Source organism: Alteriqipengyuania halimionae (assembly GCF_009827575.1).
GTDB lineage: Bacteria > Pseudomonadota > Alphaproteobacteria > Sphingomonadales > Sphingomonadaceae > Alteriqipengyuania_A > Alteriqipengyuania_A halimionae.
This window is the reverse complement of sequence record NZ_WTYR01000001.1, coordinates 1,825,705-1,841,193: the sequence shown is the minus strand read 5'-3', so window position 1 is coordinate 1,841,193 and position 15,489 is coordinate 1,825,705. Positions and strand designations below refer to the sequence as shown.

10 protein-coding genes are annotated in these 15,489 nt (G+C 66.0%); 3 read left to right on the top strand and 7 right to left on the bottom strand.

What is annotated here, in order from left to right:
* Positions 1 to 22: 22 nt before the first annotated feature.
* Positions 23 to 1,102: an SDR family oxidoreductase gene (locus tag GRI68_RS08950; protein WP_325063787.1), complete on the top strand. Its 1,080-nt coding sequence runs from the start codon at positions 23 to 25 to the stop codon at positions 1,100 to 1,102.
* A gap of 99 nt (positions 1,103 to 1,201) precedes the next feature.
* Here GRI68_RS08950 and GRI68_RS08945 read toward each other — a convergent pair whose 3' ends face one another.
* Positions 1,202 to 1,924, bottom strand: coding sequence for a glycosyltransferase (locus GRI68_RS08945; protein ID WP_325063786.1), 723 nt, complete (start codon positions 1,922 to 1,924; stop codon positions 1,202 to 1,204).
* On the bottom strand, positions 1,921 to 2,499 hold the full coding sequence (locus GRI68_RS13735) for a TIGR04282 family arsenosugar biosynthesis glycosyltransferase (RefSeq protein WP_160616931.1): 579 nt from the start codon (positions 2,497 to 2,499) through the stop codon (positions 1,921 to 1,923). The genes GRI68_RS08945 and GRI68_RS13735 overlap by 4 nt, the downstream gene beginning before the upstream one ends.
* Positions 2,500 to 2,596: 97 nt before the next feature.
* Here GRI68_RS13735 and GRI68_RS08935 point away from each other — a divergent pair, with 97 nt between their 5' ends.
* A complete protein-coding gene (locus tag GRI68_RS08935) occupies positions 2,597 to 5,950 on the top strand; it encodes an amidohydrolase family protein (RefSeq protein WP_160616930.1) in 3,354 nt (1,117 codons plus the stop codon).
* 94 nt (positions 5,951 to 6,044) lie between these two features.
* On the opposite strand, the gene GRI68_RS08930 is transcribed toward GRI68_RS08935, so the two are convergent.
* From GRI68_RS08930 to kynB, 5 genes are all read right to left on the bottom strand, one after another.
* The gene (locus GRI68_RS08930) at positions 6,045 to 7,472 is read right to left on the bottom strand and encodes a methyl-accepting chemotaxis protein (RefSeq protein ID WP_160616929.1); all 1,428 of its coding nucleotides are present in this window, start codon (positions 7,470 to 7,472) and stop codon (positions 6,045 to 6,047) included.
* Between the two features lie 62 nt (positions 7,473 to 7,534).
* A complete protein-coding gene (locus tag GRI68_RS08925) occupies positions 7,535 to 8,338 on the bottom strand; it encodes a sterol desaturase family protein (protein ID WP_160616928.1) in 804 nt (267 codons plus the stop codon).
* Positions 8,338 to 11,424 (bottom strand): bifunctional proline dehydrogenase/L-glutamate gamma-semialdehyde dehydrogenase PutA, encoded by a 3,087-nt coding sequence (gene putA, locus GRI68_RS08920; RefSeq protein WP_160617915.1) that lies wholly within the window; start codon positions 11,422 to 11,424, stop codon positions 8,338 to 8,340. The genes GRI68_RS08925 and putA overlap by 1 nt, the downstream gene beginning before the upstream one ends.
* Before the next feature lie 128 nt (positions 11,425 to 11,552).
* A complete protein-coding gene (gene kynU / locus GRI68_RS08915) occupies positions 11,553 to 12,776 on the bottom strand; it encodes a kynureninase (protein WP_160616927.1) in 1,224 nt (407 codons plus the stop codon).
* Positions 12,773 to 13,408 (bottom strand): arylformamidase, encoded by a 636-nt coding sequence (gene kynB, locus GRI68_RS08910; RefSeq protein WP_160616926.1) that lies wholly within the window; start codon positions 13,406 to 13,408, stop codon positions 12,773 to 12,775. The genes kynU and kynB overlap by 4 nt, the downstream gene beginning before the upstream one ends.
* Positions 13,409 to 13,472: 64 nt before the next feature.
* Between kynB and GRI68_RS08905 the strand changes: the two genes are divergently transcribed.
* On the top strand, positions 13,473 to 15,479 hold the full coding sequence (locus tag GRI68_RS08905) for a TonB-dependent receptor (RefSeq protein WP_160616925.1): 2,007 nt from the start codon (positions 13,473 to 13,475) through the stop codon (positions 15,477 to 15,479).
* Positions 15,480 to 15,489: the final 10 nt, after the last annotated feature.

Below are 15,489 nucleotides of genomic sequence, written 5' to 3'. Positions count from 1 at the left end.
TGTCGTCACGTTGGCTCATACAGTGACCTATACGTTGCCGGGGGCCAAGCAGTTTCATGACAGGCAAAATCGATTGCGCATCCTGCTGACCGGAGCGGCAGGGCTGATCGGTGGCGAGCTCGCCGCGCGGCTGGTCGCGGCGGGGCACGACGTCACCGCACTGGTCCACCGCAACCGCGAGATCCGAGGCAATGACGGCGCTCTGGTGCCGGTAGCGGGCGTACACGCCTGCGATATCGGCGAGCCGCTGCTGGGCTTGGAGGAGAGCGAGGCGCGCGACCTCGCCCAAGCGCACGATCTGATCGTCCATTGCGCGGCGACCGTGCGGTTTGATTTGTCCGACGAGGAGCACGAGCGGATCAACACGCAGGGCACAGCGCATGTGCTCGACCTCGCGCGGCTGGACGATTGCGGGGTGCTCTACGTCTCCACCGCCTATGTCTGCGGCGCGCGCGACGGGGCGATCCTGGAAGACGATCCGCTGCCGAGCGAAGGCTTTGCCAATGGCTACGAACGCTCCAAGGCCGCCGCCGAGCGGCTGGTGCAAGCGAGCGGATTGCCGTTCGCGATCGCGCGCCCCTCGATCGTGACCGGCGACAGCGCAAGCGGTGCGATCCGCCAGTTCGACACGATCTACGCCGCGTTCAAACTGGTTGCCGAAGGCCGGGTGACGCAGATGGAAGCGCGCCCCGGTGCGAGCCTCGATTTCGTCCCGATCGACCATGTTGCGGCAGGGCTGGCGGCGATCGTCGAGCATTGGGGCGACGCTCAAGGCGGCACTTATCACCTCGTCACCGGCGCGCCGGTTTCGGTCGAGGGGTTTGCCGATGCGATCGGCGCCTGGCCGCAATTCTCCCGCCCCCGCATGGTCGCACCCGAGGATTTCGACCCGGCTGCGCTACCGCCATTCGAGCGGCGGCTCTACGGACGCATTGCCGGGCTCTATGCGAGCTATTTCCAGCGCGACCCGCGGTTCGACGACCGCCGGTTTCGCGCGCTCACCGGGCTGCAATCGCGCCCCACCGATGCCGACTATCTGCGCACGCTGATCGCCTATTGCATCGAGGCGGGGTTTCTCTCGAAGGAAAGCCAAGACGCTTAGCTCCCCTCCCTGGAGGGAGGGGTTGGGGGTGGGTGCGCGGCACTCGCCAGGTAGTGTTGCACGCCCCCACCCCGACCCTCCCCCGCGCGGGGGAGGGAGCTATCGCACGTCCGGATAATGGTCGGCCAGCCGTTCGCGGGCGCCGAAGGCCCACATCAGCCCGACCTTGAAATAGATCCAGTTGGCCTTGAGCGCGCCCCATTCGGCCACCCGCCGGTCCGAGGTGTAGATCACCCTCGGGATCAGGCGCACGCGCCCGTACTCGGCCATGCGGATGCACAGATCGGCTTCCTCCATCACCGGCGTACCCGGATCGCAGCCCCCGGCGGCGAGGAAATCGGCTGCGCGAAAGAACATCGCATGGTCGCCGAACAGCAGCCGCACGCCTTTGAAAAAGAGGTGCGGGCGAAGCAGCAGCGGGGCGTACCAGGTCTTGATCCAGTTGTGGAAGCTGGTGCCCCAGCGCGTCTTTTCGGGCCCGCGCAGCACGGTGGTGAACCCGGCCAGCGCGGTGCGCTTGTCGGCCAGCGTCTGCGCGATCACCGCCACCAGATCGCGCGGCGGCTGGGTATCGGCGTGGAGGACGCACACCATATCCGATGTCGCGGCGGCGACCCCGGCATTGATCTGCCGCGCCCGTCCGCGTTCGGTTTCCAGCACCCGCCAGCCCGCCGCGCAGGCGATGTCGCATGTCGCATCGCTGCTGCCGCCATCGACCAGCAAGACCTCGTCGGGTGAGGGCTCAAGCTGCGCCAAGTGCTCGACCAGCGCGGGCAGCGCCTTTGCCTCGTCCAGCACCGGGATCAGAAGGGTGACGCTCACGGTCGGAATTCGGGCCAGTCGGCGAGGTCTTCGGGCTCGTCGACATCGGCCAGTTCGGGCAGCACGGCAGGCGCGATCTGCGCCCGCGCGAGGCGCGCCATGGTCTCGGCAAAGACGCTGTCGGTGCTCCATTCCATGTCCTCGAACAGGAAGGATACCTCGCGGTTGAAGCCGATCAGGTAATAGCCCCCGTCTTCGGCAGGACCGATCACGACATCGCGCTCGGCCAGCGCGGTCGCGGCGGCGATGAAGAGGTTGGGGATCACCGCCGGGCAATCGCTGCCGACGATCAGCGCGGGTGGTGCAACGCGGGCCAGCTTGTCGCCCAGATCACCGTCGCCCTGTTCGACCAGCACCGGTCCATCGCCCAGAAGCGCGCGAAACTGTGTCTCGCTGCCGCCGGTTATGCGCAGTTCGACCGGCAGTCCGCTGGCTTCGGCCTGGCGCACCGTGTGGAGCAGCAGCTTGCGATAGATCGCCGCCGCACCTTCGGCACCGAATCCGGGAATCAGCCGCGTCTTGCACTCGCCTGCGACCGGGAGCCGCGCGAAAATAACGATGCGGGGAAATTGCATGGCGACGACCATAGTGCGGGTGCCGGTGCATTCCATCGAAAATCCACGTGCATCGCCCGCGTGCTTTGCTACGCCATGCGCGAACAGGGAGACTTCGATGACATTTGCCAAACTCCGCACCACCGGCGTCGCGTCCGCACTCGCGCTCGTTCTCGCCGCGCAGCCTGCCTTCGCCCAGAACAGCGACGTGCAGGATCAGCCGGTCGAAGAGACCGAGAAGCCCGAAGACGAAGTGATCCCGCCGCAGCCCGAGCCGGCCGATCTGCCCGCGCAGGACAGTGGCGAAGAGGTCGACGCAACGCCGGTCGCCGATGCGGCCAAGGACGATGGCAAATGGGACGTTACCGCCCCTCCCGGATTCGATATCAAGCAGATCCCGATCCGCACCGATGAAGGCACCTGGATGGATGTCGACATCTCGCCCGATGGCCGGATGCTCGCGTTCGCCATGCTCGGCGATATCTACACCATGCCGGTTTCGGGCGGTACGCCGGTGCGCATCGCCGAGGGTCTCGCATGGGAAGTGCAGCCGCGCTGGTCGCCTGATGGCCGGCGGATCGCCTTCACCTCGGATCGCGGGGGCGGCGACAATATCTGGATCATGAATGCCGACGGTTCGGACAAGAAGCAGCTCACCAAGGAGAGCTTCCGTCTGTTGAACCAGCCTAACTGGTCGCCCGACGGTCGCTTCATCATCGCCAAGAAGCATTTCACCACCGGCCGCAGCGCGGGCACCGGCGAAGTGTGGCTCTATCACGTCTCGGGCGGCGGCGGCGTCGCGCTGGTCGAGCGGCCCAATCCGCAGCACCAGAAAGAGCTCGGCGAGCCGATCTATTCCCCCGATGGCGAGGCGATCTATTACACCAAGAACGTCTCGTCCGGCCCGATCTTCGAATACGGGCAGGACACCACCCAGTCGCTGTTCGAGATCGAACGCTACGACATCGCCACCGGCGAAACGCGCACTGCGGTGTCGGGCTATGGCGGTTCGGTCCGCCCGACCCCGTCGCCCGATGGCAAGCTGATGGCCTTCGTCCGGCGCGATCGCGACCAGACCAAGCTGTTCGTCAAGGACCTGGCGACCGGGCGCGAGCGCGAGATCTATGGCGATCTCGATCTCGACTTGCAGGGCACCTGGGCGGTCTATGGCGTCTATCCCAATATGGACTGGATGCCCGATAGCTCGGCCATCGTTTTCTGGGCCGGCGGCAAGCTGCGCCGGGTCAACGCCGATGGCAGCGGGGCCACGGTGATCCCGTTCCGGATCGACGATACGCGCGGCGTCGCCAGCGCCCCGCATCTGGTGATCGAGGTCGCCCCCGAAACGGTCACGACCAAGATGCCCAAGGGCGCGACGCTATCGCCCGACGGGCGCCGCGTGGTGTTCGAAAGCCTCGGCAAATTGTGGGTTAAGGATACGGCAGGAGGTGCCCCCAAGCGCCTTACGCGCGAGAGCGATGCGATCGAGGGCTGGCCGACCTTCTCGCGCGATGGCGACAGGATGGCGTGGGTCCGCTGGACCGATAGCGGGCTGGGCGAGATCGTGGTCGCCGATGCCAACGGTCGCAATCCGCGCAAGGTCACGAGCGTGCCGGGCCATTATTCGAGCCCGCGCTTCTCGCCCGATGGTCGCACCATCGTGTTCCAGAAGGGCGAGGGCGGCTATATGGTCGACCCCGAATATTCCGAGGATGCGGGCACCTATATGGTGAGCACCGGTGGCGGGACGCCCGACCTGATCGCACGCGGCCTTTCCAATCCGCAATTCGGTGCCGATGGCGATCGGCTGTTCTCGCTCGGCTTCGGCGGCGGCAATCTGCAGCTGATCTCGACCGATCTGAATGGCGAGGCCAAGCGCGTCCATGCGCAAGGCGATCTGGCCAGCACGTTCAGCGTCTCGCCCACGGGCGAATATGTCGCCTATGTCCAGAACTACGAACTGTTCGTGATGCCACTGATCCCCGGCGGTCAGGCGGTCGGGGTGAGCGAGAGCGGCGGCGCGCTGCCGGTCACCAAGGTCTCGAGTGGCGGGGCCGATTATGTCGGATGGAGCGCCGACGGTCGCACGATCACCTGGTCGAATGGCCCGACCTTCCACCGCGTCGGTCTCGACCAGCTGTTTGCCGACGGACCGGGCTCGGACACCGAGTTTACTCCGCCGACCGAAGGCGTCTCGCTGGCAATGACGGTCCCCGCCGACAAGTATGACGGCACGGTGGCCCTCGTCGGTGGGCGGGTGCTGACCATGGCAGGTGACAGCGGCGCAAGCGCGATCGAGAACGGCGTGGTCCTGATCCGCGGCGATCGCATCGTCGCCGTCGGCGAAAACGGTGCGGTCGCTATCCCGCGCGGTGCGACCACGGTCGATGTGACCGGCAAGACGATCATTCCCGGCCTCGTCGATGCGCATGCGCACGGACCGCAGGGACAGAACGATCTGATCCCGCAGCAGAACTGGGCCCAGGTCCAGCAGCTTGCACTCGGCACGACGACGATCCACGATCCGTCCTCGCAGGCGAGCACGATCTTCGCCGCCGCCGAACGCCAGCAGACCGGCAGCCTGCTCGGCCCGCGCATCTTCTCGACCGGCGAGGTGATCTATGGGGCGAAGGCCCCCGGCTTCTTCGCCCGGATCGACAGCTACGACGACGCGCTTGCCCATGTCCGCCGGATCAAGGCGCAGGGCGGTATTTCGGTGAAGAATTACAACCAGCCTCGGCGCGAACAGCGCCAGCAGGTGGTGGCCGCCGCGCGGGCGGAAAACATGCTGGTGGTGGCCGAAGGCGGTTCGCTGTTCGGGATGGACATGAACATCATCGCCGATGGCAATTCGACGCTCGAACACAATGTGCCGGTGGGCGTGATGTATGAAGACGTGCTGCAATTCTTCAGCCAGTCGGACACCAATTACACCCCGACCCTGGTGGTGACCTATAGCGGGCTGGCGGGCGATCCCTACTGGCGGCAGGCGACCGATGTGTTCGCCAATCCGCTGCTGGTCCACTCGCCGCCCGAATGGCTGCTCGCGGGCACCGCGCGTCGCACCAAGGCCCCCGAATGGGCGTTCTACGACGACGAGAATGCGCGCGAGGCGAAGAAGCTCGCCGAACGCGGGGTCGAAGTGTCGATCGGCGCCCACGGCCAGCAGCCCGGGATCGCGGCGCATTGGGAGCTATGGAGCTTCGTGCGCGGCGGGATGTCGCCGGTCGAGGCGCTGCGTGCCGGAACGATCGTGCCGGCGCGCTCGCTCGGCATGGATCGCGATATCGGCAGCCTCGAAGCGGGCAAGCTCGCGGACCTGATCGTGCTCGATGCCGATCCCAGCGAAGACATCCGCAATTCGGACAAGATCCGCTACGTCATGCTTGGCGGGCGGATGTACGATGCGCGCACGATGAACGAGGTAAAGACCGGCGATGCGCAGCGCCTGCCCTATTGGTGGGAAGACTGATCGAGCGGACCGAGCGGTGTCTTACGCCGTTCGGTCCCGATCAAGCGCCTGATCGACAGGTGTTCGCCAGGCGTCGGCGTGGCTGCGCCGACGTTTAGCCCGCGCGGATCTGCTTGAGGAACCCGTCGACTTCCTGGCGCAGGCTCGAGGCCTGGCCTTCGAGTTCGGTCGCGCTCGAGAGCACCTGGCTCGCCGCGGCACCGTTGGCGATCGAGGTCTCGCGGACCTGCTCGACGCTGTTCGAAACCTCGTCGGTCGCGCGCGCGGCAATGTCGATATTCTTCGCCAGATCGCGGCCCGCCACCGATTGCTGGTCGACCGCGCTGGCGATCGAAATCGCGGTGCCTTCGAGTTGCTCGATCTGTCCCGCAATCGAGCGCAAGGCGCCCACGCTGGCATCGGTCGAGCCCTGGATCGCGCGGATCTGTTCGGCCACTTCCTCGGTCGCGCGGCTGGTCTGCGCGGCCAGTTCCTTGACCTCGCTGGCAACCACCGCAAAGCCTCGCCCGGCTTCCCCGCCGCGCGCCGCCTCGATCGAGGCGTTGAGGGCGAGGAGGTTGGTCTTTTGCGCAATCGTCTGAATCAATTCGACGATCTGGCCGACCTGCGCCGCGCTTTCGGAGAGCGCCGAGATGGTTTCGTCGGCACTGCCCGCCGTATCGTTGGCCTTGCGCGCGAGTTCGGCGGATTGCGTGGCCTGACGGCTGATCTCGGCGATCGACATGGCGAATTCGTCCGAGGCCGTGGCGGCCGAGGTGACACCCGCATGCGCCTGGTCCATCGCATTGGCGACCTGGCCCGTCTGGGTGGTCGCCTGCTCGGCGGCGATTGCCATCGACGTGGCGGTTTCCTGCAATTGCGCGCTGGCCGAAGCGACCCCGCTGGCCACGCGGCCGATCGAGGTTTCGAAATCGGCGGCGAGCCGATCGACGGCTTCGCGCCGCGCGTTTTCGGCGGCGGCGAGCTTTTCGATGCGGGCCTGCTCGCGCTCTTCGGCGGCTCGCTTGCGGTCGGCGAACAGTTCGTCGAGCTTGTGACCCGACTTCACGAACACTTCGAGCGCGCGGGCAAGCTGTCCGATCTCGTCCTGCCGCGAGGTATGCGAGACCGTGATGTCGCGCTTGCCGCTGGCGAGCCGGGTCATGCTTTCGGCGATGTCGGTGAAAGGATGGATGATGCGGCGATTGATGAAATTCAGCGTGCCGATGCCGAACACGATACCGACCAGCGCTACCGCGACAATGGCGATCTTGAACTGTGCGGCAGCGTCCGGAAAGGCAAAGCCGAGCAGTGCCAGCACAGCGATCAGGGCGATCCCGCCAAGCGAAAGGATGGTAGCGATCCGGGCCTTCTCGGCCAGCGGTCGCGCCATGAACCAGCGCTCGAGCGTGCGGGTGTCCGCATCCTCCTCGCTATATTCGATCGCGACATCCCCGATCTCGCGTTGAAGTGCCTCGTCGTTGCCGATTGCGATCGGTTCGATCGTCACATCGTCCACGAGGGATTTCGTAGGAGCGTTCATACGCCATGCCTTCCACCAAAACTTGCCGCACCCCGCATACGCGGAACGTCCCTAAACGCAGGTTAACGCGAGCGCGGAGCGTCGGTACGGGCAGGCAGGGCGCGGAACGGCGCTTCCAAGAGGCGCGCGGTATCATGGTCTGCGGGGGCTCGCGCATCCTCGACCCCGATCGTGATCGCACCCTGCGGCACGTCGCCGCGGAAAGTCCCGTGCAGCCGGTCCCACAGGCTGAAGCCGCTGGTCCAGTTGCTGTCCTGCTCGGAAAGAACCGTCGAATGATGGATCCCGTGCATTTTCGGCGTGGTCAGCACCCGCGATAGGTTACGGTCCCAGCCTTCGGGCAGGGCGAGATTCGAATGATGGACCAGCACCGAACCGAAGAAGAAATTCTGCCACGCATCGTGCGTCGCGCGATCCGCGCCGACCAGTCGCGTCTGCGCCAGTCGGAACGGCAGCGAGACCAGCATGTCGAGGCCGTGAAATCGGATCGCGGTCGATGAATCGAGGTCGCGGTCGAGATGGTGGACGCGGTGGAAGCGCCAGAGGAACGGAACCTTGTGGGTCGCAACGTGCCACCAGTAATAAGCGTAATCCATCGCCAGCAGCCCGCCGACGAGGCGCAGCTGCCTGGGCAGCAAACGCATGACGCCGCGCACATCCTTCGAATTGGCTGCGACCACGCGATCGACGAGCGGCTTTTCGACCGCGCGGATGACGAGCGCGCAGCTCGCACCGAGCAGCAGATTGGTCGCCGTGCGCGGCAGCAACGGCTCCGTCCGTTTACGCAGCGGACGCTTGCGCTCGGCCCATAGCAGACCGCCAATGGTGGCGGCGGCGCCCGCGATCAGCAGGCGCCGCGCCGACATCAGATATCCGCCAGCAGAGAGGCGTTGCCGCCCGCCGCAGTGGTGTCGATGGTCACGGTGCGCTCGGTCGCGAAGCGCGCGACATAGTGCGGACCACCGGCCTTGGGGCCGGTGCCCGACATGCCTTCGCCGCCGAAGGGCTGGCTTCCGACCACCGCGCCGATCTGGTTGCGATTGACGTAGAGATTGCCGACCCGGGACTTGGCCTCGACCAGACGCCGCGTGGCGTCGATCCGGCTGTGGAGGCCGAGGGTGAGCCCGTATCCCGTGGCGTTGATATCATCGAGCACCTCGTTGAGCCGGTCGGCACGATAGCGCACGACATGCAGCACCGGGCCGAAATTCTCGCGCTTCAGCGAATGGATCGACTGGATCTCGATGATGGTCGGCGCGACGAACGTCCCGGCGCGCAGCGCGCGGGGCAGCTTGTGCTGATACACATCGCGGCCCTGGCGCTTTTTGCCCGCGATATGCTTTTCGAGACTGCGCTTGGCGGTCTCGTCGATCACCGGGCCGACATCGGTGTCGAGATGCTTGGGATCGCCCACGGTCAGCGCTTCGAACGCGCCGCGGATCATCGTCAGCATTTCATCGGCGATGTCGTCTTGCAGATAGAGCACGCGCAATGCCGAACAGCGCTGGCCCGCGCTCTGGAACGCGCTCGATACGACGTCGCGCGTGACCTGTTCGGGCAGCGCGGAGCTGTCGACGATCATCGCGTTCTGGCCGCCGGTTTCGGCGATCAGGGTCCCGATCGGCCCTTCGCGCCCCGCCAGCGTACGGTTGATCGCCTGCGCGGTCTGGGTCGATCCGGTGAAGGCAACCCCTGCGATGCGCGGGTCGGAGCTGAGCGCGATGCCCGGCTTGGCATCGCCCGGGATCAGCTGGAGTACTTCCTTCGGGATGCCGACGGCGTGGCAAAGGTCGACGGCCAGCGCAGCAATCAGCGGGGTCTGCCCGGCAGGTTTGGCGAGCACGCAATTGCCCGCCGCAATCGCGGCAGCGGCGGTGCCGATAAAGATCGCCAGCGGGAAGTTCCACGGCGAGATCGTGCCGAACACGCCGCGCCCGGCCAATTCGATCCGGTTTTCCTCGCCGGTCGGCCCCGGTAATTCGATCGGCCCGGCAAACTGCCGTCGCGCCTCATTGGCGTAATAGCGCAGGAAATCCACCGCCTCGCGCACTTCGAGCACGCCGTCGATCAGGGTCTTGCCGGCCTCGCGGCGGCACAGCGAGAGGAATTCCTCCATATGCGCTTCGAAGGCATCGGCTGCCGCGTCGAGCAGTTCGGCACGGCCGACGCCGCCCAGCGCGTTCCACGCCGGTTGCACCTCGAGCGCGACCGAGACGCCGAGTTCGACGTCGGCTTCGGTCGCCTCGCGCACCCAGCCTACGATATCCTCGCGGTTCTGCGGGGCGTGGATCGCGTCCTTGTCGCCATAGCTGGTGGCGGTGACGGTCGGCGCGGCGTTCCATTCGCGCGTGTCGAGGTCTTCGAGCCGTTCGAGCAGTGGCTCGCGCACCAGCGGATCGGCCAGGTCGACGCCGGCCGAATTGATCCGGCCCGGGAAAATGTCGCGCGGCAGCGGGATCGCGGGATTGCGCTTGGGTTCGAGCACGGCGAGATCGGCGACCGGATCGGTCGTCAGCTCGGTGGCCGGGACATCGGCATCGGCCATGCGATTGACGAAGCTGGAATTGGCCCCGTTTTCGAGCAGGCGACGCACGAGGTAGGCGAGCAGATCCTTGTGGCTGCCGACCGGCGCGTAAATGCGCACATTGGTCCGCGCATTGCCTTCGCGCTTGGCCAGCGCTTCGAAAATGTCCTCGCCCATGCCGTGCAGGCGCTGGAATTCGAACTTGCCCTCCATGCCGTGCTCGTCGGCCAGCGCCTTGATCGCGCCGACCGTGTAGGCGTTGTGAGTGGCGAAAGCGGGATAGATCACATCGCCCGCCTGCAGCATCTTGGCGGCGCAGGCGAGATAGGAGACGTCGGTCGCCACCTTGCGGGTGAAGACGGGGAAATCGTCATACCCGCCAACTTGGCTAAGCTTGATCTCGGTGTCCCAATAGGCGCCCTTGACCAGGCGCACCATCAGCTTGCGATCGAATTTGCGGGCAAGCCGCGCGGTCCAGTCGCACAGCGAAACCGCGCGCTTCTGATAGGCCTGGATGGCGAGGCCGAAGCCTTCCCAGCGCGAACCGTCGGGGCGCTTGAAGAGATCGTCGTCGGCAACCAGTTGCTCGATGACGTCCATCGACATTTCGAGCCGCTCGGCCTCTTCGGCGTCAATCGTGAAATGGATGTCCGAATCGCGGGCCTTTTCGGCCAGGGCGCGCACCACGGGCACAAGATGGGCGATCGCCTTTTCGGCGTGGGTGAATTCGTAGCGCGGATAGAGCGCCGACAGCTTGACCGAAATGCCGGGCGAGGCGGAAATCCCGCCGCGAGCTTCCTTGGCCAGTCGCGCGGTCGCGCGTTCATAGGCGACGCGATAGCGTTCGGCATCGTCATAGGTCATCGCCGCTTCGCCGAGCATGTCGAACGAATGGGTCAGGCCCTTGGCGCGCTCGGGCTTGGCGCGGTTCAGCGCTTCCTCGATGTCGCGACCGTACACGAACTGCCCGCCGAGGATTTTCATCGCCTGCAGAGTGGCCTTGCGGATGACCGGGCCGCCTAGGCGGTTCGCAGTGCGCTTCAGCGTGGTGCCGAGCCCGCGCATGTCGGGCGTAGGGCCGTTGAGCACTTCGCCCGTCAGCATTAGCGAGAAAGTCGCCGCGTTGACGAAGGTCGAAGGGCTGTCGCCCATATGTTCGGCCCAATCGACGCCAGCCAGCTTGTCCTTTATCAGCATGTCGGCGGTGCGGTGATCGGGCACCCGCAGCAGGGCTTCAGCAAGGCACATCAGTGCGATGCCTTCCTCTGTGCCGAGACCGTAGGTATGCAGGAAAGCATCGATCCCCGATGCCTTGCGCTCTCGCGCGCCTTCGATGAGGTCTGCCGCGATCGTGGCGGCTTCGCCATGAAGTCGACTTGCAGGAGCGGCCTGTTTCATGCGCTCGGCGACACAGGTGTCCTCTTCCATGCGATAGGCAAGGTGGAAGTCTTTGCGGTCGATGTAATCAGGCAATAGATTCGGCTTTCGGTTCGAGTAAACGCCGCACCTAACGCTCTGACGCTACGCCTTCAATCGAAGTCGCACGCTATGTCTTTTCATGTAACCGCGTTGCGCTGGTGGAACTCGGGCGCGTCCCACGCGCCGCTTTCCATCACGTCGTTCAGGATATCGACCGCGCGCGCCACGTCGGCATGGCTCAGATAGAGCGGGGTGAAGCCGCAGCGCCAGATATCAGGCGCCCGGAAATCGCCGATCACGTCGCGCGCGATCATGGCTTGGCAGATCGGATAGGCGTGCTCGTGGCGGTAGGAGACCTGGCTGCCGCGCTCCTCATCCTTGCGCGGGCTCACCAGTTCGAAGCCGTGGCGGTCGGCCAATGGCTCCATCCGCTCCATGAACAATCGCGAGAGCGATAGCGACTTGGCGCGAATGTCTGCCATGTCCGCCTCCAGCATCAGGTCGACCCCGCATTCGAGCGCGGCGAGGCCGAGGATCGGCGGCGTCCCGGCGAGGAATTGCTCGATTCCCCCGGCGGCCTCGTATTCGTCGGTGAAGGCGAATGGCGCGCGGTGGCCGAACCAGCCCGAGAGGATCGGCTCGATCGCGGCATGATGACGCTTGGCCGCATAGATGAAGGCTGGTGCGCCCGGGCCGCCGTTCAGATATTTGTAGCCGCAGCCGATCGCGAAATCGGCACCGGCGCCATCAAGGTCGAGCGGCACGGCCCCGGTCGAATGGCTGAGGTCCCAAACCACCAGCGCCCCTGCCGCGTGCGCCTTGGCGGTGAACGCGGCCATGTCGCGCATCCGCCCGGTCTTGTAATGGACCTGCGTCACCAGCACCACTGCGACGCTTTCGTCGATCGCGCTTTCGAGATCGTCGTAATCGACGACGCGCATTTCGGCGCGCGGAGAGAGGCGGGCCAGGCCTTGACCCATGTACAGGTCGGTCGGGAAGTTGCCGCCTTCGGAGAGGATGATGCCGCGATCCGGATTGCAGTCGAGCGCGGCGGCAAGCGCCTTGAAGATGTTCACGCTGGTCGAATCGCAGGCGATCACTTCGCCGTGATTGGCACCGATGATGGTGGCGATCTTGTCGCCGATTCGGCGCGGGGCATTGATCCAGTCAGCCGCGTTCCAGCTCGAGATGAGCCCTTCGCCCCATTCGCTGTCAATCACTTCGGTCATCCGTTCCTGCGTCGCCTTGGGTAGCGGGCCGAGCGAATTGCCGTCGAGATAGATCGTCCCCTCGGGCAGGTGAAATTGCTCGCGGAATGATGCCAGCGGATCGGCGGCGTCCAGGCACGCGGGATCCATCATGGCAGCTCGCGCAGGATCGCGCGCACCGGGCTCGCATCGGCGCCCTCGATCGGCAGCGGCAGCGCGACCAGTTCGTAGCGGCCTTCCGCCACGTCCTGCAGCACCAGCCCTTCGAGGATCCGCATGTCGTGGCGGCGGACGGCATGATGCGCGTCCATGGTCTTCGAGGTCATCGGATCGAGCGAGGGTGTGTCGGTGCCGATCAGCACCACGCCCTGATTGCCCAGCCGCTCGACGACTTCGTGATCGATCGCAGAGAAGCGACTGTTCCACTCGGCGCGGGGAAAGCGATCATAGGTGCGAAACAGCACGCGCTTGGCACCTTCGAGCTCGTCCCACTCGATATCCTCCGCCGTGACCGCGTCGATCGCATTGCGCGCGTCGTAGACGACGCATTCGCCGACATAGGCAGACAGCTCGCTGGCGGCGCTATCGACGCCCTCGGCATGGTAATGCAGCGGCGCATCGGCGTGCGTGCCGGCATGGGTGCTCATCACCACTTCACCCGTATTGACCGGGCATTCGTCCGAAATCTCGGCCTTGCGAGTATAGCCGAATTCGGGTTCGCCGGGCCAATTGGGCATGCCCGGGCGCAGCACTTGCGAGATGTCGATAATGCGTCGTTCGCTCATGCTGCGGCCCTATCCGTTCAAAGCGGCCTTTGACAATGGTAGGCGCTACAACCAAGGACGCAGCATGCGTCGCACCATCATCCTTATACCCTTGCTCGCACTGCCCTTTTCGGCAGCGGCGCAAGAGGCGGATACGCTCGAAGAAAACCGCATCGTCGTTACCGGCGAAGCGCTCGACGAGCCCGAGGGGGCCGAAGCCTTCGCGACCGAGGACATCGATCGCGATGCGATCCTGGCTACCCCGTCGGGCCGGATCGACGATGTGCTGCAGACGGTCGCGGGTTTCCAGCAATTCCGCCGTTCGGACAGCCGCTCGGCCAACCCCTCGGCGCAGGGCGCGACCTTGCGCGCGCTCGGCGGAAATGCGTCGAGCCGGGCGCTGGTGCTGCTCGACGGGGTGCCGCTGGCCGATCCGTTTTTCGGCTACATCCCGTTCTTCGCGATCGCGCCCGAACGGCTGGGGCATATCGCGGTGACGCGGGGCGGGGGCAGCGGAGCCTTCGGCGCAGGCGCGGTGTCGGGCACGATTGCGCTCGACAGCGCCGGTCCTGCCGATCTTGCGCCGTTTGCCGCGCAAGCGCTGGTCAACGATCGCGGCGACACCGAAGCCTGGGTGCAAGCGGCGCCGCGCCTGGGTGATGGCTTTGCCACCATCGCCGTGCGGTGGGATTGCGGCGACGGGTTCTTCACCACGCCCGAGGATCAACGCGTGGCCGCGACAGTGCCGGCCAGTTTCGACGCGCGCAGCCTCGAAGCACGCGCGGTCGCCCCGTTGGCGCCGGGCGTGGAATTGCAGGCGCGGCTCGCCATGTTCGAGGATGAGCGCACGCTGCGCTTCGATGGCGCGGACAGTTCCACCAGCGGACAGGATGCCAGCGTGCGCGTGGTGGCACGCGGCGCGTGGGATGTGGAGGCGCTCGCCTATGTCCAGGCGCGCGATTTCAGCAATGTGGTGATCAGTTCATCGCGCTTCACGCCTGTGCTGGACCAGCGCAAGACGCCCGGCACCGGGATCGGCGGCAAGATCGAGATCCGCCCGCCCGAAAGCGCAGTCGGCTCCCTGCGCTTCGGGGTCGACTACCGGCGCGCCTCGGGCGAATTGCAGGAAGATGCGATCAGCGCGTTTTCCGGCGCGCTCACCGAACGGCGGCGCACCGGCGGCAGCAATGACGATCTTGGCCTGTTCGCAGGGTGGTCGCGGACCTTCGGCACCATGACCGCGACCACTACCATCCGTGCCGATCGTTGGTCGATCGCCGACGGTTTCTATCGCGCGGAGAACCCGGCGGGCGACCTTCTCACCGACGACCGCTTTGCCGATCGGTCCGACTGGGACGTGTCCGGGCGGGCGGGCCTGCGCTGGGAGGCGGGCGGCGGTCTCGCGGTGCGGGCGGCGGGCTATCGCGGATTGCGGGTGCCAACCCTGAACGAACTCTATCGCCCGTTCGTGATCTTCCCGGTCGTGACCCAGGCCAATGCCGCGCTCGAACCCGAGAAACTGTGGGGCTACGAAGCCGGCATCGATTGGGACGGTGAGGCCGCGCGGCTCTCGCTGACGGCGTTCGACAACCGGCTGGACGGTGCGGTCGCCAATGTCACGCTCACGCCGGTGCTGCGCCAGCGGCGCAATCTCGATGCGGTTCGAGTGCGCGGGATCGAGCTGGATAGCGAGGTTCGGTTCGGTCCCTTTGCGCTGCGTGGTTCGCTGGCGCTGAACGACGCGGCGGTCGAGGGGACGGGCGACGCCGCCGGCCTCGACGGTCGCCGTCCGCCGCAAGTGGCCGACGTGATCGGCAGCGCGACACTCGCCTGGCGTCCGCGCGAGCGGGTCGAAGCGGCGCTGACACTGCGCCATGTCGGCGACCAGTTCGAAAGCGATCAGGAGACCGATGTCCTGTCGGCCGCGACCACGCTCAATGCCTTTGCCAGCCTGCCGCTGGGCGCGAACCTGTCGCTGATCCTGCGCGGCGAGAACCTGACCGGAGAGCGGATCGTCACCCGCAACCAGGGCGGTTCGATCGATCTTGGCACGCCGACCACGGTCTGGGCCGGCATCCGGCTGGGCCTGTAGCGGGAGACGG